19 protein-coding genes are annotated in these 22,565 nt (G+C 49.0%); 3 read left to right on the forward strand and 16 right to left on the reverse strand.

Annotated elements, in window-relative coordinates; translation table 11 throughout:
- The first annotated feature begins 335 nt into the window (after positions 1-335).
- Positions 336-1,358 (forward strand): LLM class flavin-dependent oxidoreductase, encoded by a 1,023-nt coding sequence (locus EDM59_RS09725; RefSeq protein ID WP_122923448.1) that lies wholly within the window; start codon positions 336-338, stop codon positions 1,356-1,358.
- A gap of 744 nt (positions 1,359-2,102) precedes the next feature.
- Here EDM59_RS09725 and EDM59_RS31755 read toward each other — a convergent pair.
- The 9 genes from EDM59_RS31755 to EDM59_RS09775 all read right to left on the reverse strand — a co-directional run bounded on the left by EDM59_RS31755 (position 2,103) and on the right by EDM59_RS09775 (position 11,047).
- Positions 2,103-2,606 (reverse strand): DUF559 domain-containing protein, encoded by a 504-nt coding sequence (locus EDM59_RS31755; RefSeq protein WP_122923485.1) that lies wholly within the window; start codon positions 2,604-2,606, stop codon positions 2,103-2,105.
- 163 nt (positions 2,607-2,769) lie between these two features.
- Positions 2,770-3,273, reverse strand: a complete 504-nt coding sequence (locus tag EDM59_RS09740; protein ID WP_122923450.1) for a DinB family protein — start codon at positions 3,271-3,273, stop codon at positions 2,770-2,772.
- Positions 3,274-3,447: 174 nt separating this feature from the next.
- Positions 3,448-3,918: a sigma factor-like helix-turn-helix DNA-binding protein gene (locus tag EDM59_RS09745; RefSeq protein ID WP_425455949.1), complete on the reverse strand. Its 471-nt coding sequence runs from the start codon at positions 3,916-3,918 to the stop codon at positions 3,448-3,450.
- A complete protein-coding gene (locus EDM59_RS31760; protein WP_122923452.1) occupies positions 3,870-4,250 on the reverse strand; it encodes an RNA polymerase sigma factor in 381 nt (126 codons plus the stop codon). Before EDM59_RS31760 ends, EDM59_RS09745 begins: the two co-directional genes overlap by 49 nt.
- A gap of 36 nt (positions 4,251-4,286) precedes the next feature.
- A complete protein-coding gene (locus tag EDM59_RS09755; RefSeq protein WP_122923453.1) occupies positions 4,287-4,709 on the reverse strand; it encodes a VOC family protein in 423 nt (140 codons plus the stop codon).
- Positions 4,710-5,412: 703 nt separating this feature from the next.
- Positions 5,413-6,768: an LLM class flavin-dependent oxidoreductase gene (locus tag EDM59_RS09760; RefSeq protein WP_122923454.1), complete on the reverse strand. Its 1,356-nt coding sequence runs from the start codon at positions 6,766-6,768 to the stop codon at positions 5,413-5,415.
- A gap of 180 nt (positions 6,769-6,948) precedes the next feature.
- Positions 6,949-7,974, reverse strand: coding sequence for a zinc-binding alcohol dehydrogenase family protein (locus EDM59_RS09765; protein WP_122923455.1), 1,026 nt, complete (start codon positions 7,972-7,974; stop codon positions 6,949-6,951).
- Between the two features lie 24 nt (positions 7,975-7,998).
- Positions 7,999-9,525, reverse strand: a complete 1,527-nt coding sequence (locus EDM59_RS09770) for a tagaturonate reductase (RefSeq protein ID WP_122923456.1) — start codon at positions 9,523-9,525, stop codon at positions 7,999-8,001.
- A gap of 13 nt (positions 9,526-9,538) precedes the next feature.
- Positions 9,539-11,047, reverse strand: coding sequence for a UxaA family hydrolase (locus tag EDM59_RS09775; protein WP_122923457.1), 1,509 nt, complete (start codon positions 11,045-11,047; stop codon positions 9,539-9,541).
- A gap of 588 nt (positions 11,048-11,635) precedes the next feature.
- Between EDM59_RS09775 and EDM59_RS09780 the strand changes: the two genes are divergently transcribed.
- Positions 11,636-11,914 (forward strand): KTSC domain-containing protein, encoded by a 279-nt coding sequence (locus tag EDM59_RS09780; protein WP_122923458.1) that lies wholly within the window; start codon positions 11,636-11,638, stop codon positions 11,912-11,914.
- Between the two features lie 97 nt (positions 11,915-12,011).
- Here EDM59_RS09780 and EDM59_RS09785 read toward each other — a convergent pair whose 3' ends face one another.
- The 5 genes from EDM59_RS09785 to EDM59_RS09805 form a co-directional block, all read right to left on the reverse strand.
- Entirely contained in the window at positions 12,012-12,758 is a 747-nt protein-coding gene (locus EDM59_RS09785) for an amino acid ABC transporter ATP-binding protein (protein WP_122923459.1), read from the reverse strand.
- Between the two features lie 15 nt (positions 12,759-12,773).
- Complete coding sequence (locus EDM59_RS09790; protein WP_122923460.1) at positions 12,774-13,433, reverse strand: amino acid ABC transporter permease; 660 nt, start codon at positions 13,431-13,433, stop codon at positions 12,774-12,776.
- A 90-nt stretch (positions 13,434-13,523) separates the two neighbouring features.
- The gene (locus EDM59_RS09795; protein ID WP_092266486.1) at positions 13,524-14,300 is read right to left on the reverse strand and encodes an amino acid ABC transporter substrate-binding protein; all 777 of its coding nucleotides are present in this window, start codon (positions 14,298-14,300) and stop codon (positions 13,524-13,526) included.
- A gap of 144 nt (positions 14,301-14,444) precedes the next feature.
- A complete protein-coding gene (locus EDM59_RS09800; RefSeq protein ID WP_122923461.1) occupies positions 14,445-15,152 on the reverse strand; it encodes a DNA alkylation repair protein in 708 nt (235 codons plus the stop codon).
- Between the two features lie 131 nt (positions 15,153-15,283).
- The gene (locus EDM59_RS09805; protein ID WP_122923462.1) at positions 15,284-16,438 is read right to left on the reverse strand and encodes an MFS transporter; all 1,155 of its coding nucleotides are present in this window, start codon (positions 16,436-16,438) and stop codon (positions 15,284-15,286) included.
- A gap of 116 nt (positions 16,439-16,554) precedes the next feature.
- Between EDM59_RS09805 and EDM59_RS09810 the strand changes: the two genes are divergently transcribed.
- Positions 16,555-17,436, forward strand: a complete 882-nt coding sequence (locus tag EDM59_RS09810; RefSeq protein WP_122923463.1) for a LysR family transcriptional regulator — start codon at positions 16,555-16,557, stop codon at positions 17,434-17,436.
- 80 nt (positions 17,437-17,516) lie between these two features.
- Here the strand turns inward: EDM59_RS09810 and EDM59_RS09815 are convergent, their stop codons facing one another.
- On the reverse strand, positions 17,517-17,645 hold the full coding sequence (locus EDM59_RS09815) for an LPXTG cell wall anchor domain-containing protein (protein WP_122923464.1): 129 nt from the start codon (positions 17,643-17,645) through the stop codon (positions 17,517-17,519).
- A 248-nt stretch (positions 17,646-17,893) separates the two neighbouring features.
- Complete coding sequence (locus EDM59_RS09820; protein WP_122923465.1) at positions 17,894-22,540, reverse strand: SpaA isopeptide-forming pilin-related protein; 4,647 nt, start codon at positions 22,538-22,540, stop codon at positions 17,894-17,896.
- Positions 22,541-22,565: the final 25 nt, after the last annotated feature.

Raw genomic sequence — 22,565 nt, forward strand, 5'->3', positions numbered from 1 at the left:
GCTCCTAATGAAAGAAAGAGAAAGGCGAAATGAGGTCTCCAGTGGTCTGGTCGACGATTTCTTTAAATTCAGATGAGTTTACTTGGTATTTGTATTCTAGCGCTGGTTTTCGCATTCGTCAACCGTCTTTTCTCGTTCATCCGACAGGAATTTTCATTGACTTTCCCCCATGCGTTGGATAAAATCCAAGTAAACTAATAAGAAATTAATTCTTTGGCTTTTCCCACGACCATCTATCCCTATTTACCAGCTGACTGGACCACCAGAGGCCGCTTAGTACATCTACGACTAAGGGCCTTTTTGCGTTCATTTTACCGATAAGGAGAGATATGACTGTGACACTTACCTTGAGCATTTTGGATCAAACCATCATTCAGAGCAAAGAGACGTCCACGCAAGCATTTCAGCATACGATTCAGCTCGTCAAAATTGCGGAGAAGCTCGGCTACCATCGCTTTTGGGTATCAGAGCATCACGACCTGGACAATGTAGTCGGCTCCTCTCCTGAAGTCCTCATCTCCCATCTGCTTGCCCATACCACGCGCATCCGCCTTGGCTCCGGCGGGGTGATGCTGCAGCATTACAGTCCTTATAAAGTAGCGGAAAACTTTCACGTCCTCGCCTCCCTCGCCCCAGGACGAGTAGACCTCGGAATCGGCAGAGCGCCAGGGGGACTCCCGCTATCCACACGTGCCCTGCAGCAGGAGGGTGGCTCGACTCGCTCCCTCGAAGAAAAGCTAGTGGAGCTGGAGAAGTTCCTCCACAATCACCTCGAGCCCGAGCATCCGCTGCATGGCTTAAAGGCGATTCCCAATCCCACGCAGCCAGCAGACCTGTACTTGCTGGGAACCAGTGTCGCGAGCGCAGAGCTGGCCGCACAGCGCGGTGTTCCCTACGTCTTCGCACAGTTCATCAACAGCGATGAAGCCGTCAGTCTCGAAGCGATCACGACGTATCGAGAACGGTTTGTCCCTCGTGCGATCGCCACGCCCCAAGCGATTCTCGCGCTTTCCGTGATCGTCTCAGACACAGACGAGAATGCGAGGAAGCTCGCAAATGAAAACGAGTTCGTCAAAATCAATCTCGCAAGCGGCAAGACGATCACAGTAAACAGCCTGAAAAAAGCGGAGGAATACGGGAAGCACACGAGCGAGCCGTACACCATCGAGGTCAAGGAGCCAAACATCATCGCTGGCTCAAAAGAGACCGTGCGCAAGCGGCTGCTGGAAATCCAGCAAGCCTATCAGGTAGAGGAAGTGGTCATCATCACCCCGGTCAAAGACTTCCAAAAGCGCGTCACTTCTTATGAGCTGCTTGCCGAAGCCTTTTCGGAACAGCCCGTCACGAACCACCTGTAAGAAAACCTCTATCGAGTCCTCCTCAAGGAGGTGCGACCGCGTTTTAGTCGAAAGTTTTCATGCGCTCCAGAATTCATAAGCATTATGCTTATAAATTCTTATACGTTAAAAACGAAAGAAGCTGCCCCTTTGCACGATGCAAAGAGCAGCTTCTATTTTTGTGTCCTGCTAGACAAGCGCCTCATCATGTTTAGTGATAATAAAGTTTTAGACCGGAACCCCTTACAGTACAAGGAGTCCCGGTCTTCAAAATCATCAGGTATTTGACAATTAGTTTTAGACTATACGTCAGAATGAGGCAGTCTATGGATCTAAACCTGATTAATAAAGTCTTAGACTGCCTCATTGAACAATCGAACCCGTTAGCTTAATCCTGTTATGTGTTATTACCAACTTGTATTTTTGATGACTACCGCCTTCAGGAACATTCGGAATCGGTTCTTATTGTTGGAGGATCTTTTCGTTTGCTCCTATTTTTATCTCCAGTTTTTTAATGTTTTGAATAGATAGGGTTTATTAGGGAGCACGAAAAAGGTTCCTTGATTCATACGATTTGGGATAACAAGTCCAAGTTTGATAAGATTTCGGATATCAAATAGATCACCGCTGTATTTACAGATCCCATCTTTATTGCTGTTTTTAATGAATTTCATCAACAGTATTTTTTGTGGTTGAGCTAAATTTTTCATTTCGTTCAACACGGATTGTTCACTATATGGGATTTGTTCCTCTAAACTTTGAGGTTTATACTGTTTCAGTTTTAAGAGGTGTGAATTCGTTGTAAGCCGTCTCAAGACTTGGATAGTTTATCGCAGGTAATTTCGGTCGATGCGTCATGAGGAATATATCGGTATCACGTGAAACTTCACGTTTTTCTTCTAATTCTCGTTGTATTTTACGCTCAGTATCCTCGTCTATCCATATTTTTACACGCATATTGGAATATGGACTTTCCGAATATCTTTCTCGGTTTCTTAAGATAAGCTCGTGTTTTTCCTTTGCTATCTTTTCGACTCTTGTTTTTTCATGGCGAAGGGCGGCATCAAGCCTTTGAATCTCGTTTTTAATCTTAACAATGCACTCCTGTACATTTAGATATATTTCAAATTGTTCAAACCTTAGAACGGATTGAATTCCGTTTTGAATCGTCCACAGATCGCGAAGACTGTCTTTTATTGAATTATGAAAGGGACCGTCACATTCTACAACAATTTTATAGGCTTCTCCATAAACAACAAAATCAAATATAAAATGACTATCTTCGGTCGTTTAATCCCTTCCGCTCAATCTCTTCGACTTTATCTTGCTTAAACTATCCTGCCCGTTAGCGTAACAAAGCTGCCGATCATCGCGGCAGCTTTGTCGTGGTGTGTTTTTGTGTTATCGATCCCGTTAGTACTAGACTAGAACTTTAGGAAAAGAGTCCACCCAAACGATCATTATCAGGTGGGTTATAGCCTAGATGTCGTGCCATCGATAATATCTGTCCTTTGTGATGAAATTCATGTGTCTCGACATGCGTTAATAGAAGCAAGGGAGCGGCAATCCACGGCTTGCTCTGCCATGCCACATAGTACTCTACAGGTTCGAACCAACGATTGTTATATTCATATATAAACCGTTGCACGATTTCATCCACTTCAGCAAATCTTTCACGGACATTCTTAACGTCAGCTCGTTCAATCTCGTGCATAGCAGTTTCCCTATATTCTTCTGACATCTGCTTAAACGCGAATGATCCAAGCCAGAATCTATAAGAATCGGCAGCATGTATATGCGTCAGTATGATCGACCTATTCCCAAAACCGGGAACCGCTTGTTGTAATATGTGAGTCGACATCTCTTCCAAAAACGTAAACAAGTTTTTTCTAGCCGATCTGATCCATTCGTATTGTTGCTGTAAGATTTTTAACAAGCGAAATCACTCCTTAAATTTCAGATTGTAATGATACGTCTCCTTCCATCTTTCCTAATGGTTGAATAATTCTCTGGGTAACCATACCTCTGCCTCAGGTTTATGACACTGTTGGTGTCCAGCGCGTATATTTTGCTAGTTTCGTTTTGTATGCCATAATCCACCCAGGATCGTTCATTTGCTCCGCCGCTTATCATTATTCACTGAACTTTTTTTGTGTTGCTCCTTCTTTCTCATATCGGGCAGCTGGCTCTCAATCATCAGCCGGTTTCCGTCCGGGTCCAAGACTATAAGATAAAGCATATTTCCAAGCAGTTCGATTCGCTCCACCGTAGCGCGAGCCCTCACCATTTTCTGGTACGCCCGAAAGATCGCATAAGGGTCGTACTGGCGAAAGCCGTCGACGAAAGCTTCGAATACCTCCATGCTGAGGCAGCCGCTAGATGCGGTCAGCACTGCGTCGTCCCAATACTCCGGGTGACGCTCGACTGCAGTCTTCAACCTTATCCTCGCTCGTTGAATCGCCGCCTTCACCGATCCCTCGCTTTGCCCGAACAAATTGCTTGTTTCTTTGGCAGTAAAGTCAAATACATCGATCAACAAAATGAGCACGACCTGCTTTGGCTCCAGCCGGTCCGACAGCAGTTCAAGAGCCTCCCGAACGTCCCAGCGGGTCCATTCTTCATATCGGCCGAACCTTTCCTCATTAAGTTGTCCGGCAGGTGGCTGCAATTTGCGGACGCGGCAAATATCCACCCAAGAGTTGGCCGCAATCCGAAAAAAAACGGCTTCGTAAGCTCTCTTTCAGGAAACCGAACATGCCATCGATACGCTTTCACCAGAGTTTCCTGAAACAAATCATCTGCATCCCAAGCGGAACCCGCTTTCGCCAGACAATAGCGTCTCAGGTCGCTTTGTAGCGGTAACGTAATTTCCGAAAACGCGTTGTATCCGTCGACGGGATTCTCTTTCTTCATCGTTAATCCGCCTTTGCCTTCAAAATGTCAAACGCTTTATGTATGTTTCCGATACTTTTGCTTATGAACAAAATATGGCGACTCCTGAGTCTCTTCCACGATACTGACCGGGTTACTGTCCGGATCGAAAGCTTCGAAAAACCTGTACTCAGGCATTTCGTGAATTTCGCTGACTGTCGCTCCTTTTGCCTTCAATTGCTGATAAGTATCGTGAATATCGTAGGAATTAAAATTGTAATAAGGCATTTTATTAAACCCCGTATCAAATTCAACAGTTTGAGGCTTCGCCACTTTCCATAGCAGAACTAGCGTTTCCCTGTTGGGGAAAGCTAGGCCGGCTCTATAATCAAGAATCTCGATCGTTTCCATGTCGAACATCCTCATGTACCAATCCGTTGATCGCTTCACATCAGTGACCGGTATAAAGATGCAGCCTACTTTTGAGACGTTTTTTTCCATTGCTTTTCCCTCTCCTTTTCATGAGTTCAAATGGGGGAACATCAACATTCATGATGTCAAACAATTAACGAAGGAAACCCACAAAAAGATACGGGTTTACGTAAAAAAAATCAAAAAATGCGAAAGATACCTATGGGAATAATCGTCCAATATCCAATTGGCTGCATTATCCTGCCCGTTAACGTAACAAAGCTACCGGTCATCTTCGCGGCAGCTTTGACTTGGTGTGTTTTTACATTATCGCAAGGTTTCCACCTACTTTGCTTCTTTGAACTGCCTCAGACGGAACTAGGGACCGAATGGCCTCGTGCATGAATTAACGGAGTTATTCATTTAGTAGTATGAGAAAATATCAGTTCTCGAAGTTGCGTTAAAACACTAGGTAAGTATTCTTGTGGATGCAAATAAATCGCCACCAACACGCTTATTGGTATGGCTGCAAAACAAATCAAACTTTTGAATACTCTTGATTTTAATTTTTCAGTAATAAACAGAGAAATTATCAAAATAGTAATATTAAAAAATAATGTTATCGGAATACTTACAACTCTTCCTCTGGTTCTCTGCAGTTTCACTTAACGTCTTATTTACGAATTGTGATTTCCATAATAAGGTATTCGTGATATGAATTAATCTATCCTGCCCGTTAGCTTAACTCATCTGCCGGTCTACAACTTTATAATTCAGTCTAATACTATATTATTTAGTCTAAAACTTTATTATCTCTGCACACATCAGACTCCACGGCATAGCGATTGACCGGAACAGGAATCCCCAGGTTTCCCCGCAGCGTATCCGCTTCGTACTCCGTGCGGAACAGTCCACGCTCCTGCAAGATCGGAACGACCTGATCGACGAAATCATTCAAGGCATTGGGAATGCTTGCGCTGACGATAAATCCGTCTGCCCCGCGCTCTTCAAACCACTCCGCAGCGAGATTCGCCACCTTTTCCGGGGTGCCCATGAACAAGGGACGGGGCGTCGCCTCCTGAAGAGCGACCTGCCGCAGGGTCAGATTGCCTTCCTTTGCATCGCGCTTGATTCGCTCTGTTGTACTCCGAAAGCTGTTTTGGCCAATATCGCCCAGCTCAGGGAATGGCGCATCGAGAGCGTAGACGGAAAAATCGTGATGATCGTAGTATCTGCCCAAGTACGCCAGGGCCTGCTCGATCGATACCAGATTCGCCAGCTCCTGATACTTCTGCTCCGCTTCCTCCTCCGTACGTCCAATGATCGGCGCGATCCCCGGCATGATGAGCACCTTCTCCGGATCCCGCCCTGCTTCAGCTGCCCTGCCTTTTACATCCTCGTAAAATGCCTGGGCATCCGCCAAGTTCAAGTGCCCCGTAAAAATCGCATCCGCCCAGGTCGCAGCAAAGCTTTTCCCATCCTCTGAAGCGCCCGCCTGAAAAATAACTGGCTGTCCCTGCTTCGATCTGCCGATGTTCAATGGGCCCTGCACGGAGAAAAACTCCCCTTTATGGTTGAGTGCATGCATTTTTTTCGGGTCAAAAAACACGCCGGATTCCTTATCCCGCACAAACGCATCGTCTTCCCACGAATCCCACAGCCCTTTGGCTACTTCTAAATACTCCGTTGCGATCCGATAGCGCTTGGCATGATCGGGATGCTCCTCGACGGTTTTGCTGTAATTCAAGGCAGAGCCCTCCAAAGGCGAGGTCACGACATTCCACCCCGCTCTTCCCCCACTGATATGATCGAGAGATGCGAGCTGTCTGGATACGGTGAAGGGCTCGCTGTACGAGGTCGATATGGTCCCGACTAGCCCGATGCGCGACGTTACCGAAGCGAGGGCAGACAGGATCGTGAGCGGCTCAAACCGGTTCAGGAAATGGGGAATGGACTTCTCGTTAATAAACAAGCCATCCGCGATAAAGACAAAATCAAACTTTCCTGTCTCCGCCTTTTGTGCCTGTGAGCTATAGAATCCAAAGTCGATGCTCGCATCCGGTTGGGCGAGTGGATGTCTCCACCCCGCGATATGCCCTCCCACCCCATGAATGAACGCACCAAGTTTGATTTGCCTGGAAGTGCCCATCGTATGAATCCTCCTTTGTTGTGAAAAGAAAAAAGGCTCCCTCACGATTGCGTCTGCAAAGTCAGGGAGCCTTCAGCTGTCTGATCGGCTAATGATACATTCAGTTTAAATCAATTAATTCCCATCGGTCAAGTAAGAATTGCATTTTCCACGCAATCGGTCACTCACTTACGTATGGCACTACCCTTCTCCCAGTGTAACCATCGACTTGATCACGCCGCGGTTGGGCTGAATCAGCTCTTTGTGATCTTGGGCAAACTGCTCGAACGGAATCTTCTCCGTGATATAGGCAGAGGAGTTGATTTTGCCTTCGTTCATGCACCCAATCACGTATTCAAAATCCTCCAGCGTCGCGTTGCGGCTCCCCATCAAGGTCAGCTCCTTGGCATGGAAATCCGGATCAGAGAAGGCGATCTGTTCCTTGACCAGACCGACATAGACGAGAGTCCCGCCATGGGCGACGAAATCAAAGGCACCCGTCATGGAATGCTTATTGCCGGTCGCATCGAAAACGACTGTCGGCAGATCTTGTCCGTTGAGCTGACGTATGCGTTCCTTTGGCTCAGAAGAAGCCAGCACGATCTCGTCACACTCTGCCCACTCCTGGCAGAAGGCGAGTCTCTCCTCGCTCATATCCATAGCGATGACTTTTGCTCCCTGCAGCTTGGCAAAGCGGGCGACACCCAAACCGATAGGACCTGCTCCGATCACAAGTACAGTCTCTCCAGGCTGGATTCGTGCACGACGAACCGCATGGGCACCGATGCAGAGTGGTTCGACGATCGCTGCTTCTTCCCAGGAGAGATTCGGTACAGGCAGGACATGTGTAGCCGGAACGACGATCGATTCGCGCATCCCTCCGTCGATATGTACCCCCAGTACTTTCATTTGCGTGCAGCAGTTCGTTTTCCCGCTGCGGCAGGAAATGCAGGTCCCGCAATGCATGTAAGGAATGACCGACACTCTGTCTTTGGCCTTCAGATTGGTGACAGCAGTTCCTACTTCTGCGACCTCTCCTGACAGCTCATGACCAAGCACACGCGGATAGGCAAAAAACGGTTGATTGCCGCCAAACGCGTGGATGTCCGTTCCGCAAATACCGATTCGTTTGATGTGCAGCAATACCTCGTTCTCTCCTGGGCTTGCTGGAGCTTCCGTCTCGATGAGCTCCATTTTCCCCGGCTCCTGGCATACAATTGTCTTCATCCTCTATACCCCTTTCCTAGTCGCTTATCTCAGATTCCGCAAAGCCTGTCGGATACCGTGCTTCGCGATTTCCTCCGCATACCTCGTGGCCTGTGCCGTTAGATCCGCTACTTCGTTCAAGTCCTCTCCCCAAATACCCGCCATGCCGAGGTAGCTTTCTACAGCAAGAGCCAGGGATGCTGTCGTGCTGTTTTCCCGCGCCTGCTTCCACAGCTCGCCGATCGCGTGAACATGCTCTGCCTGATCGCGAATCTCGTATTCCGTACCGTCTTCTCGCACACCGTAAAGACTCTCTCCTTCCATGCGTGCCACCCGGTAAAAGAAAAAGCTGGCCACAAGTCCAAACACCAACGCCTGCGGCAGTGCTCCTGTTGCCTTTTGATAGGCATGCATACTGGGAAGCACGCGAGTCACGAGCTTGGACAATCCATTCAAGCTGATATCGAGCAGGCGGTGCTGCAAATACGGATTGGAAAAACGCTGCAGGACGTCTTCGATATACGCGTCGGCAACTGCCTGAACCTCTGGTGCCAGCGACTCTTTGATTTCCTCCTGCATGGCACGCTGCAGGTAAGCCCGAAGCTTTGGATCATCCACGGCTTCTCGCACCGTATTCGCACCTGCCAAATAGGCAACAGAGGCAAGCAGCGTATGAGGTGCGTTCAACAGCTTCACTTTTCGTTCGCGATACGCATCGATCCGGTCGAAATAGACGCGCAAATCCGCCTGCTGAAACGGCAGATCCTCCGCCAAGCCCTCTGGTCCTTCTATGACAAACAGATGGTACGGCTCACTCACTGTCAAAAGCTCATCGCGATAGCCCAGCCTGTCCTCCCACACGTTTTCCTCGCCGTGCGGATAGCCTGTCACGATCCGATCGACCAGCGTATTGCAGAAGACACATGCTTCCTTCATCCAGGTGAAAAATGCGGCTGGCAGGCCCCAACGCTTGGCTGCCCGTTCGCAAAGCTCCTGTAGCACTTCGCCATTCTTCTCTACCAGCTCGCACGGCAAAACGATCCAGCCTGCATCCGCCGCCCCGGAAAAATGCAGAAAGCGGTGGTACAAGAGAGCCACCAGCTTGCCTGGATAGGAAAGGGGAGCCGTCAGCGGATCGTACCTCTCCTCACTCCATTGCAGACCAGCTTCTGTCGTATTGGAAAAGACGAACCGGATGTCGCGCGACTCTGCGACTTGCAATACTTCCTGCCAATTCTCATATGGATTGATCCCCCGACTGATCACGTCAATCCGCTCGACCCGCTCGATTGCCTCCCCTTTTTCCAGCCCGCGCTGAACCAGAGTAAACAGACCGTCCTGGCGGTTGAGCTTGGGTACGACTTTGCCTCTCGGTGTCGGCTGAATGGCGACAGAACGTCCATGGAAGCAGCCCCTCTGGTTCATCCTGTAGAGCATCCAGTCAATAAATCCACGCATGAAGTTGCCTTCTCCGATTTGCAGGACGCGTTCAGGGAATTCACCCAGCTCCACGCTTACTCCTGAAGCTTGAAGAGCGTCGCGGCTCAAGCCGGGAACCTGCTTTTGCTCCATAGCTGATCTCTCCTCACAGTGTGACGCCATCCTTGAAGATCGCGATCTCTTTGTAGCCATACATCTCGTTCTTCGTGCGGATTCGACCAGAGGCCAAATCAATGACATATTGGAATAAGTCTGCGGATACCTCTTCCATGGTGGCTCCTTGCACCAGCTTGCCTGCGTTGTAGTCAATCCAGTTTTTCTTGCGTTCATACAGCGCTGTGTTGGTGGACATTTTCACCGTTGGCACCGGTCCCCCAAAAGGAGTGCCTCGTCCGGTTGTGAACAAGACAATTTGACAGCCGGATGCGGACAACGCCGTAACCGAAACCAGGTCGTTCCCCGGCCCCTGCAGCAGCGACAGCCCGCTATGCCGCACGCGATCACCGTATTGCAGCACGTCATCTACACGCCCGAAGCCGCCCTTTTGCACACAGCCCAGCGACTTCTCTTCCAACGTCGTAATCCCGCCCTTTTTATTTCCCGGAGATGGATTTTCATAGATGGGCTGGTCATTTTTCGCGAAGTAGTGCTTGAAGTCGTTAATCAGGTCTACGATTTGGCTGTATACCCCCTCATCCTTCGCACGCTCCATCAGCATCGTCTCTGCGCCGAACATTTCCGGAACCTCTGTCAAAACAGTCGCGCCCCCAGCCGAAATGAGCTGATCGGAGAATGCGCCCACCAACGAATTCGCTGTAATCCCGGAGAGGCCATCCGACCCACCGCACTTGAGCCCCACCTTCAGCTTGGAAACAGGAACCTCCTGCCGCTCGAAGCGGGAAGCGTACGCGACAAGCTCCTCGATCAGCTCCATCCCTTGCTCCATCTCGTCCTCCACCTGCTGAACGGCGAGGAATTTGACACGGTCGGGATGATAGTCTCCGATCGCTTCCTTGAACAAGTCGATGTAGTTGTTTTCACAGCCTAGGCCGAGCACCAGGACGCCACCCGCATTGGGATGATGCACCAGGTCCGCTAAAATCTTCTGCGTATGCACGAGATCGTCTCCTAGCTGCGAACAGCCAAACGGATGAGGAAAATGGAAAACGCCATCGATATTTTCATGCGTGAAGCTCTGGTCCGCCATTTTTGCCAGCTGTTCCGCAACCTTGTTGATACAGCCTACTGTGTTGACGATCCAGATCTCGTTACGCACCCCGACATCCCCGTTTTCACGCACATAGCCGGCAAATGTCCGCTCGCTCTGTGCTGCCTGCGGAAATACATTCGTCGGCACAGGTTTGTAGGAATAGGAAAGCTCCCCGTCCAAATTGGTTTTGACGTTGTGACTATGAACCCATTCGCCACTTGCGATATTTACTGTCGCATGTCCAATGGGAAAGCCGTATTTGATGATGTCCGCTCCAGCTGCGATCGCTTGATTGGAAATCTTATGGCCGCTCGGAATATCTTCCTGTGCAACGACAATGCTGCCGTTCACCTCTACGCTATCGCCCTTTTTTACATCCTGAAGGCAGATCCAGACATTATCGGCCTTGTTGATTTGTATAAACCCCTTTTGGTTCTCTTCCACATTCCCACCTCATTTACGTAGAAACAGTATGAACAGCTCAGCGGCGCACTGCATCCTCGGATTCCCTCTCCGTTTGCGTCAAGCAAATCAGTGGAAGCGTTGCCAAGAAAGCTCATTTGTTAATAAATCGGTTTAGTAATTCGGTTTATTCCGATCATAAACGAGCGTCTGCGCATAAATCAAGCTAATTTTCTTAACAATGGGAATAAAATATCATTCGTATAGGAAAAATTTCACGATAATAAGGAATTGGGAATATTGACAAATTAATAATTAGTAATATAGACTTAATTCGACATATTCAAGCATTAATCGACATGATTCATCCGGTATTTCCGTCTATATTCGCACCAAGAGATAGGACCAAAGAACCGAATGGCGACGATACCTAGAAACACGTTTCCGAACTCTTTTTCTACCAGGAGGCTCAACATGTTCTCTACTATTCCAAATGTCGCAGTAAGCGCAGTTCTTTTCACCTATCTTTGTATCGGTGTGTTCTTTTTGTATTCCGAATCGAGATTTTTAAGTAAAATAAAGAACTCAGAGAAATAATCCAACATCGAAGATTACACAAAAGGAGTTATCATGAAATTACAATCGCTCTTTCGGCAGTTTGTTTCTTCTTCTGCTCCTTCCGAGCAGGATCAAGAACCAACCTACAAAGAACTGGATTCTCGTCTGATCAAATCCACCCGCTACGATTTCGACTCCCAGCATCTGTACATCCGGTTTCAAGACGGCCGCGAAATGGTGTACTGCCGTGTCACTCCGTACGCCTACAACGCCTTTTTGAACGCAGAATCGTTCAGTGACCACTTTTACTCTTTCATTCATATGCGCTATTTGAAATATCCGCTGATGTAGCCGCCTTCGCGACTCCCCTCTTTACCGCCTCGGGAGTCGCTCGTCTCTATCCCCCGCCCTCAAAAGAAAAAACTCCAGCTACCTGCATAGCTGAAGTCTATTTCAATGATTTTTGGAGGAAAGCCCGCGTCCGTTCAAACTGTGGGTTTCCAAACATCTCATTCGGCGTCCCCGATTCGATAAACTCGCCGTTGTCCATGAACATCACCTTGCCCGCAACCTCTCTGGCAAATCCCATCTCGTGCGTCACGACCATCATCGTCATGCTTTCCTTGGCGAGCTGTTTGATCACCTGCAAAACCTCTCCCGTCAGCTCTGGGTCAAGTGCAGAAGTCGGTTCGTCAAAAAGCAGAATCTCCGGATCCATCATGAGTGCCCTCGCAATCGCTACGCGCTGCTTTTGCCCCCCTGACAGCCTCGCTGGGTAATTGTCGGCTTTGTCAGACAAGCCTACTTTCTCCAGCAGCTCCGCACTTTTCCGCCGTACGATTTCGTCTGCCCCGCCTTTGACCGTCCGTGGCGCCAGCTCCAGATTTTCTCGCACGGTTAAATGAGGGAACAGGTTGAAATGCTGAAACACCATCCCCATTTTGGCTGTAATCTGCTTGATCTGCTGTGGAGAAGCATAGACGCCTTCCCGTACGAGATCTTGATCAAGCAAGCGGATCGTGCCACCGTTCACCTGCTCGAGGTGGATCAAGCTTCTCAGCATGGTGCTCTTCCCCGAACCGGAAGGCCCGATGACCGCCACCACATCGTTTCGATTTACTTCAAAGCTGACATTTTTCAATACGTCCAACGTCCCGAACGACTTTTTCAATTGGGAAACTTGTATGATCGCCATAGTACGCCAATCCTTTTATTCAAATTTAAAACGCTTTTCCAGCCACTTAAAGAACAGCGTCAATAAGAGAGTCATCACCAGATAAATCACACCCGCAATGAAAAACGGTACAATCGTGAAGTCGCGATTCACTGCTGTCTGGGCGTAGTGCAAGAGCTCCGGTACGGCAACTGCGTACAGCAGGGCGGTATCCTTCACCAGCGTGATCGACTCATTGGAGACGGCAGGCAAGGCTACGCGAAACATTTGCGGAAGAATAATCTTCGTGGTGGTTTGCCATTTGCTGAAGCCCAAAACCTGCGCCGCCTCGTACTGACCTTTATCGATCGCCAGCAGGCCGCCGCGGAAGATCTCGGCAAAGTAGGCAGCATAGTTGAGAACAAACCCGATGCACGCCGCTACGAACCGGTCAAAGACCAAATATTCACCGACGATGGGGAGCAGCGGCAGTCCGAAACAGATGAACAGCAGCTGCAGCAAAAGCGGCGTTCCACGCATGACGTACACATACGCATGGGCCAGCCGCGCCACGGCCCTGATACTGCTTTTTGCCAGAAGCGTGATGACGAATCCCAAAGGAATGGCCAGTACAATCGCCACGAGAAACAGCAGGATCGTCATCTGTGCGCCTTCCAGCATCGGCTTGGTAATGTTGAGAATGTATTCTAAGCTCATACTTGTTGGCTCCTAGTAAAAAGATCTATTCCTACTGCAAAAAAACATGGCTTCGCCCAGGTGCGGCGAAGCCCTTGCTGCTTTCCTCGATTACTTCAGTACGCGATTCTCACCAAACCATTTTTCCGAGATTTTCGCCGCTGTTCCGTCCTGATTCATGGTGTCCAATGCTTTTTGCAATTCGTTCAACAGCGCTTCATTGCCCTTTTTCACGCCGATTCCGTATTCTTCAGGTGCCAGCGATTCATCCAGCTGCTTGAAGGTTCCTTTGTCTTTTGCCATGTAGTAGTCGGCGACGATCTGGTCGATTACCACTGCATCGACGCGTCCGATTTTCAAGTCGCTCAAAGCGAGGACGTTGTCAGGAAACTCGGTAATGGTTTTGATGTTGTTTTTGATGGGGCTAGCGTCCAATGCGTCTGCTGCCGAGGACAGTTTTTGCAAACCGACGATTTTACCGGACAGGTCGTCCAATTTGGTAATGTCGGAATTCGCCGCCGTCACAATGACTTGTGCATTTTTCAAGTAAGGCTTGGTAAACAAGACTTTTTCTTTTCGTTCATCCGTAATGGTATATCCATTCCAGATCAAATCGATCCGGCCACTGTTCAGCTCTGATTCCTTGGAGCTCCAGTCGATGGTTTGAAAGACAACCTCTTTCCCCATTTTCTCTCCGGCAGCCCGTGCGTAGTCGATGTCAAAACCGACGATCTCATTTTTATCATCGCGGAAGCCCATTGGTGCAAACTTGTCGTCGATTCCGATGATCAGCTGCTTGCCGCTTCCGCCTGTATTTGTGCTGGAGCATCCAACAACGAGCGACAGCATAGCGGTAAGCAGGATAGAAATAGCTGCAAATCTTTTCATGATGATCCCCCTAAAACCTTTTGTGTATGTTTACTATGGTAAAGTGGTAATACGTTAACAAGGTCTCATGATAGCACATCATCGAAAAAGAGTCGAGGAAGTTTAGCAAATTTAAACATTACAATCCATTCCAATTGCGTACGACTAACAAATGCATGTCTTTTTCTTGTGGCCGATCTTCCCGCGCTCTTCTATCTTTTTGATGTATTCCGTTGCTAACGGTACCTTGCAAGCCGTCTGTCCCATGTCAACGCGAACGGCTCCTATACGGGCTGCCACTTCGACAGCTTCATGATGCAAGGCAGACACATAAGCACCGACAGCGATCACGAATTGATTCATGGTGTAGCGCACCCGATTTCGTTCCGAATGAATGCTGTTTTGAATGAGCTGCAGGAGGTCTTTGATTTCGTCCAAATCGAGCTTTTCATCTGGGGTGATGGATAGATAATTGGAGTACGTATTCCAGCCGCAAGCGGCGATCATCTCTTCCTCGGAGTGGATCCATTCCCGAGCCAGCTCCCATGCATAGGCACTCTCTGCCGTGACGTTCGCGACCGTGTATTCCGCCAGCATGTACCAGTACGCTTTGCTCACCCACGCTTGCAGATCCTCTTTGGACATACGCTTTGGATCGACAGTCAGCCCTGCCAAATACATCGCATCGGAATTGCCTGTCTCATAGAGCGCCCGTGCCAGTTCTTGGTCGCGTTTCACCTCTTTGACAAGCTTTTTCATATCGCCGACACGCACGCCAAAGAAAGGCTCCTTTGCCCCATGGCGCAAAAAAGTCTTCTTGGTTTGCTCGGTTCCCATTTCCTCGAGTTTTTGCATAACCTCATCGACTGTCATGAAACCCCTCCGCTCCGCTTTCGTATTTCCCTATTCTTTCCACAGGATGCTGCGTACAGTCAAGCCTCTTCTTTCCCCACAGAAAAATCTCCCCGGGATCAGCTCCCAGGGAGAAGGTACGTTCCATTCCATTACTGGCTTAGCTCCACCTGTCTTTTTTGCTCGATCTTCCACACCGTACAAATGAGGATAACCAGCACAGCCATCATCGCCACCAACGCAGGTGTATAGCTGTTGTCAAAAATATCAAGGGTCAGACCGATTACAAATGGTCCGGTTGACCCGATGAGATAACCGCCAAATTGGGTCTGGGCCGACCAGGAAGTGGCCTCTTCTGGCGTGCTTGCCTCACCGAGCGGAAGCAGCAGTGCCAAAGGAAACAGACCTCCTGCGCCCATTCCCAAAAAGACGGTCGCTGCCCATACGGACATATGCCCAAGCAGCAGAGCGACTCCGATCAGCTCCGACACAGCGCAGAGCAGCAGCCACAGTTTTCGGTTTCCTTTTCTGCCTACCACGATCGGCAGCAAAAAGCTTACCGGGATTTGAATGACGGTAAACAGCGTCAGAACGAGTCCCGATTGCGCAGCGCTCATCCCCATCGATTGAGCCACGGGTGCCAGCCATGCCGTGATCGAGTAAAACATCGCGGACATGCAGCCAAAAAACAGCAGGAACAGGTAGACGCGCTTGTTGGTTATTTTAAGCGACGGCATCCCCCCTGTCTGGATTTGCTTTCCTTTTGTCAGGAGTGGAAGCATAAACACCGTCCCAAGTAGGGCCAATACACCCCAGAAGCCCAACGACCATTGCCACGAATCATTCAATAAATGAAACAACGGGATGGAAAACGTCGTAGCAAGCGCCGCTCCTATGACCAACGATACCGAATACACACTCGCCACACCGAGACTGCCTGGAAAGTGCAGCTTGATAAAGCCGGAGATAAGGGGTCCCGCGATCCCGATTCCAATCCCTGAAATCAGCGACGTCGCAAGCAGCAGCCAGCTGCTGGAAAGAAATCCACGTGCCAAGGTAGCTACCAAGATCAGTGCCATCGCGATGAACAGCGACTTTTCAATTCCTACCCGATTGCTTAGTTGAATGGATAAAAGAGCAAAGACTCCCATGCACAGCACAGGAAGCGTCGTAAGCAAGCTCACTATACCACTGCTCATTCCCAAATCTGTTTTGATCACATCAAGCAAAGGACCAATCGATGTGATGGACGGCCGCAGGTTCAAGGATAGGACAAAAATGACAACGATTAGATACATCAAACGCATCTGTGCGACCTCCTTTCTTTTTCCATGCTCTCAGTGTAGGATAGACTCAAGTATAGCTCAATACTATTTTTTCTATCAAAATAATAGTTTCAAACTATAATAAAAGGTGATTTCCCGTGGAGCTTAGACAGTTACAGTATTTCCTCACCCTGTGCAACGAACTTCATTTTTCCGAGGCTGCCTTCAAGCTCGGCATTTCTCAGCCCACTTTAAGTCAGCAAATACGCGTGCTGGAAGACGAAATCGGTGTCCCATTGTTTGATCGAATCGGCAAGAAAACGCTCAAGACGGAAGCAGGAGCTATACTCGAGCATTACGCTTTGGAGATTTTCCAAAAGCTCGAAAATGCCAAAAGCGCCATCGCCGATCTGACCGATTTGCACGCTGGTCACCTGCGGGTAGCCGTTCTCGCCTCTGATCTAGATTATCGTTTTACATCGCTGCTGGTTGATTTCCATAAAGAATTTCCGCAAACCAAAGTGCAAATGATTCCCTCCATTAAAATCGTAGAAAAGGTCTTGGACAATGTCGTGGATATCGGGGTTGGACTCGCCTTCAAGACAGACAGCCGATTGAACAGGATTCCTTTTTACACGGAAACCTACAGCCTGTACGTTCACGAAGACCATGAGCTCGCAAATCACGCTCAAGTCGATCCGCAAGAATTGGTCGATCTTCCTTTCGTCATGTATCCAACGGGCTTCTACGGCCGCAACTTAATCGATACGTGGTGCCAGGAGAACGGGATCACGATCTCGACCATCATGGAGACAGGTTCCGCTACCTCACTTTTGCAGCTAGTCCACGAAGGGGTAGGTGCCACGATTCAACCGAGCGAATTGGTTACCAGCTTTCGATCGTTGCGTATTCGTGCCATCCCGATCCGCAATTCCCCGGTTCGCGAGCTGGAGATCTACTATCGAAATGATAAATATGTAAGCAAGGCTGCATCCGCCTTTATGAGAAAGCTCGAAGCTTATTTTCATCCTCAAAAGTGACACATCGCCTCTCCTTACGAACCCAACGCAAAAAGAGGAAAACTGCCTGGACACATGCTGACAGTCTTCCTCTTTTCTCTTTACGCTTTTTTATTGCGACGGAACAGTACGATGGAAAGTCCAATCAGGATCAAAGCTATTCCTGCATAGAACGTGCCTGAGTTTGCCTCCTCGCCCGTCTGCGGCAGGGTCTGCCCAGTCGGTGACACCTTTCCACTGTTTCCAAGTACCTGTGCATGGTTGGAATTGACTGCACCCGCAGGATTCTGTGAATGGCCAGGGCTCGTATGGGCATTCCCGACCTGGCTAGGCTGACCTGCCGTTCCAGGCTGAGCATTCGTGCCTGGCTGAACAGTTGTACCTGGTTGAACAGTCGTACCTGGTTGACCTGGATTTGCCGGTTGCTCAGGTGTTCCTGGAGTGCCAGTACCACCAGGTATCCCCGGTGTACCAGGATCTATCGAGCCGCCGGTGCCGCCGCCCGAGCTACCACCGGACCACCGGAACCGCCACCCGAGCCGCCTCCCGAACCTGCTTTATTTTCTATGATCAACTCTACGATATGCTTTTGGCTTTTCACGATCTGGAATGGAATCGGCTTGTCATTCTTGACGAATCCAGATGGAGCCTTTGTTTCGATAAATTGATAGTTGCCCGGATTGAGTCCTTCGACGATCAGCTCGCCATCCGCATTCGTAGTCAGACCTGCTAACTTGTGTCCTTTTTCGTCCTTGACGACCTGTCCATTTTCATCTTGGAGCGTGAACACTGCCCCTTTCAGAAGCTTGTCTGGATCATCTTTACTCACTTTGATCAATTTTACGGAGCCTGGAATCAATCTGTTCGTTACCGTCAGCTGCAACGGATTTTCTGTTGTCAGCTCAAACGCCACAGAAGCGGCAAGCTCATAATGGTCCAGCGCTTTTGTTTCCACAAAGCGATAGCTGCCTGGCGCAAGGTTCTCAACCAGTATTTTTCCATCTTGATCAGTGACGAGCCCACTGTCAATTACCTTGTCAGCAGCATCCAGAAGATCAAAGGTCACCCCTGCAAGCGGCTGTCTTGTGTAGAAATCTACTTTTTTCAGCTCCACCGAAGCCGTAACAACGCCACCCGTAAATGGCTTGTTTTCCACAACCACCTGAGCTGGAGTCACTTGACTCTTCACGATCTGGAAGGGGAGCGGCTTGTTTTCTTTGATGTAGCCGGCTGGAGCCTTGGTCTCCACAAACTGGTAGCTGCCTGGATTGAGGCCGTTTACGATCAGTTCTCCGTTTACATCTGTGGTTAGACCTGTTAATTCTTTGCCGTCTTTGTCCTTGACGATGTTTTCATCTTCATCCTGAAGTGTGAAAACCGCTTCCTGGAGCTTGTGATTCGGATAGCCTTCTCTTACCTTCGTCAATTTGACGGAGCCTGCGATCAGCTTGTTCGAGAATGTAAGCTTGAGGAGACCAGCATCGATTAATTCAAACTCAAACGGTGCTGCCAGCTCGTAGTCTGCAAGAGTACTCTTTTCGACAAATTGATAGATGCCCGCTTTGAGGTTATCTACGAACAGCTTGCCGTCCGCATCCGTCACCAACCCGCTCTTAATCACCGTACCACTGGCATCCTGCAGGTCAAAGCTGACACCTGCAAGCGGCTCTTGCGAGTAATGATCCACTTTTAGCAGTTCAACCGAACCGACATTGATCTGGTTCTCGATGTTGCGTGTCAAAATCTCTGTCTGATTGTCTGCAATAGTCAGCTTGATTGGAGTTGGGTCGAGCTGATACCCTTTTGGCGCTACCTCCTCAATCAGTTGATAATCGCCTGACTCCAGATCCCCCATCGAAAGGACGCCGTCAGTACCGGAAGTAAGCTTTGCGACATCTGTGTACACTCCCGCTTTTTTCATCTGCAGCTGGAATACAGCACCTGGAAGTACTTTGCTATGATTGTCCGCATCCACTTTGGTATAAGCGAAGCCTTGACGTAGCAGTTTGTTTGCTACCTGCATATTGCATTCATACGTACTGACTTCTGCAGAAGCTTTTTGACAACCGATTTTGTTCGTTGCGGTTGGATCAACTGGCTTATCTGAGAGTGTAATGACTTTTCCCACTTTATAGTCTGCATCGTTTACGTAACCAGCTGGAGCCTTCGTTTCCTTTAGCATATAGGTTTTGAGTTTGAGATTCGGGAAGACCGCTTTTCCATCGGTATCTGTCGTCACCTCTGCGATCAGGGTCTTACCTGTTTTGTCGTACAAGGCAAAGGTAGCATCCGCCAGCGCTGCTTGATCATCCGCATCCACCTTGGAGATTGTCAAGTCACCTATTGGCGTTGATCCACTGCCACCAGCGCCTGATAGGATGACTTTGATGCCCTCCTGGTTATCTTCGTCCAGTCCAACGACAGTTACCCCTTTAAAGGAAGCTTCGTTCCTGATCGTCTCTCCATGATCTGCGTTGATAAAAGAAGTGTACTCCAGGATATACGCTCTACCCAATTCCTTGTGGAAGGTCAGCTCAAACCTGTTGCCATTTACCTCAAGCGTGTAGTCGCTCGGGTCTACGTTGCCATCCTTGGACAAGATCCCGATATCCGTCACATTCGTTGCGTACAGTTTAAAAGAGTCTTTCACGAGAATCTGGTTGCTGGACAAAGTATCCGTCAATTTCGCGTTCGCTTCGATGTACGACTGGCTTGGATTGATTGTTACCGTCCAGAAAGCCAGCTCAGATTCTTCGCCTGTACCCTGCTTTCCTGTTTTGAACAGGTACTCCCCACCGTATGTCGGCGTTATCGTTTTGGAGCCTTTGTAGAGTGGCGTACCTGTCACATCACCATCGTGCAAGGACGCATTGTTTTTGTATTCATCCATCACAGGATGGCCATCCAAGCTGGTCTGATATGTGATGCGATAAGCGTGATTGATCGGACCCAATTTCAGAATGAAGCCATCATTTCCTTTATCATCGGTCGCGATCGTAAAACTTTGTGGCGTTACAGGATCTCCGACGATCTTCACTCCGTCGGCACCGCCAGTCAGCTTTAGCTCATGGATCTGCAGGCTGTCCTGGACAAAGGTCTGCTCTCCCGTGTAATAGTCTTGAATCACGGCATTGCTGATCTCGTGCAGGTTGTAGTTAACGTCAATCGTCCAGGTAATAATTTTGGTTTTGGCGTTGTAAATCCCTGTTTTGTTCCCGTTGTTCGTGGTGTAGCTATCAGGTGTGACGCTAGCCGTTTTAGTAATATTATGTCCTACGTCTGACTCGTCTTTCCATGTCATCTTCGCTACGTTCATGTAAGCAGATGGACGATTGGAGATACGTGGGTCAAATGACGTCTTATACGTGATCACATGACTGCCGGTAATCAGGGAGGTAAACGTAATCTCGTATCCTTGACCGTCCGCATCTGGAGTGAGTGTATAATCCGTATCCTTCGTAAGTCCAGAAATCGTCAGCGTATCCGATAACAGCTTCAGCCCTTGATCCGCGAATTCATCTCGGATGACGACGCCTTTCATTTTCCACGTATCGCTGTTCAATCGAATCTGCCATTCAATCGTCTTGTTGTCGTATTCTACCTTGTTTCGGTCTGCGCTTTTTGCAAAGATATTTTCGGTGATGCCCTTTGTTGCAGTGACTATAGCCTGGTTCGCCATTTCCACAGCATTGGTTACCGTTCTATCCTTGTAGACGCGGTCATTCGCCTTTGATTGGTAAGTAATTTCGTATGCGGCGTTAATGCCGTCTGCGGAGGTAAACGCAAGCTGGAATCCGTTGCTGCCATTCTTGGTAAACGTGTAGTCAATGCCCTCTGTCAGCTCATCGCCAGTACGTGTCCCTTTACCATCCGCTCCGATCGTCACTTCATAGACGTGCCACGAGCCGTCTACCAAGTCCTGGGTCGAGTCGAGCGTATCCTTCACCCACGCATCGGCTTTGCTGATCTGCTGCTCGTTGAAATTGTAGGAAATAGACCAGTCGATCGTTTGTAAATGGTTATCGTAGCCCGTAGCTTCTTTCGCTAATGGTTTGCTGTATGTAACCGGAATGTTGCCGGTAGCTTTCCAAGGTGTTGGAAGCTCAGTACCAGTGACGAGTGCGTTGTTTGTAAAAGTGCGATCCGTCGTGCCCGTCACCTTGGTTTTGTATTTCACACGATACGCACCGTCGATGTTGCCAAAGCTGATCATGAAGTCATTCGTACCTGGAAGAAGCGCTGGCGTTTTCGTCACAGCCCCCTTCTCGACAACCGACCCATCCAACTGAACCTCCAGCTCTTGTATTTCAACAGAGTCCAGGTCTACATCCAGACCATCTGGCAGTTCATCCGTGAACACGGCATCATGAATTGACTTTTCTCCCAGGTTGAAATCGGCAGTCCAGTTAATCTCGTTCGCGTTCATTTGCTTGTTTGCTTTACCGTTCTTATCCATATCCTTTGTGTTCTTACTCTTGAAGTGAACTTGGATTGGGATGATTCCATCCAGATCAAACGGGATTTTTTGCTTCGTTCCCCCGGAGAACTTTTTCTCGGAGAACTCCCTCCACACGAAAAAGCTGCCGTCCTTTACGGGAGCCCCATCATTGATTTCATCATTAAAGGTCAGGGTGACTTTTCCATCTCCCGTCACTTCGTAGGTTCCGACCTCACCAGTCAGATCTCCCTCTTCCGTTTTAGCCAGGACAAATTTGTCTGGCAGATCGAAGCTGAAGGTGTCTCCGCCGCTGTAGGGATGGCCATCCGGTAATTCCCACGTAAACTCGATTCTTACACGCGAGCCTTGCTCTGGGCGAAACTGCTCGATGTTTTGTCCAGCCTCATCCTTCATGACCACGCTGGTGATGATGTTTTCACTGATTTCAGAAGCTGCGAGCATCACCTTGAGCGGGGTTACGACAATATCCGGAAGAACAACAGGTTCTGGTGGAGCTGGCGCGATGACCTCGGGAGGAAGTACACTTCCCCCTCCTGTTCCTGTTCCAGTATCATCTACAACTGCCGCATGTCCGAAGGTTTCAGCATGCGTCGTCACGCTCATCCCGAAAAAGCTCTGGATCATGATCGCGAGGGCCATGAAAACTATCCCATATTTCCTTTGCATATCGTCCTCCTGAAATCAAAAAGCT

Source organism: Brevibacillus nitrificans (genome assembly GCF_003710965.1).
Lineage (GTDB): Bacteria > Bacillota > Bacilli > Brevibacillales > Brevibacillaceae > Brevibacillus > Brevibacillus centrosporus.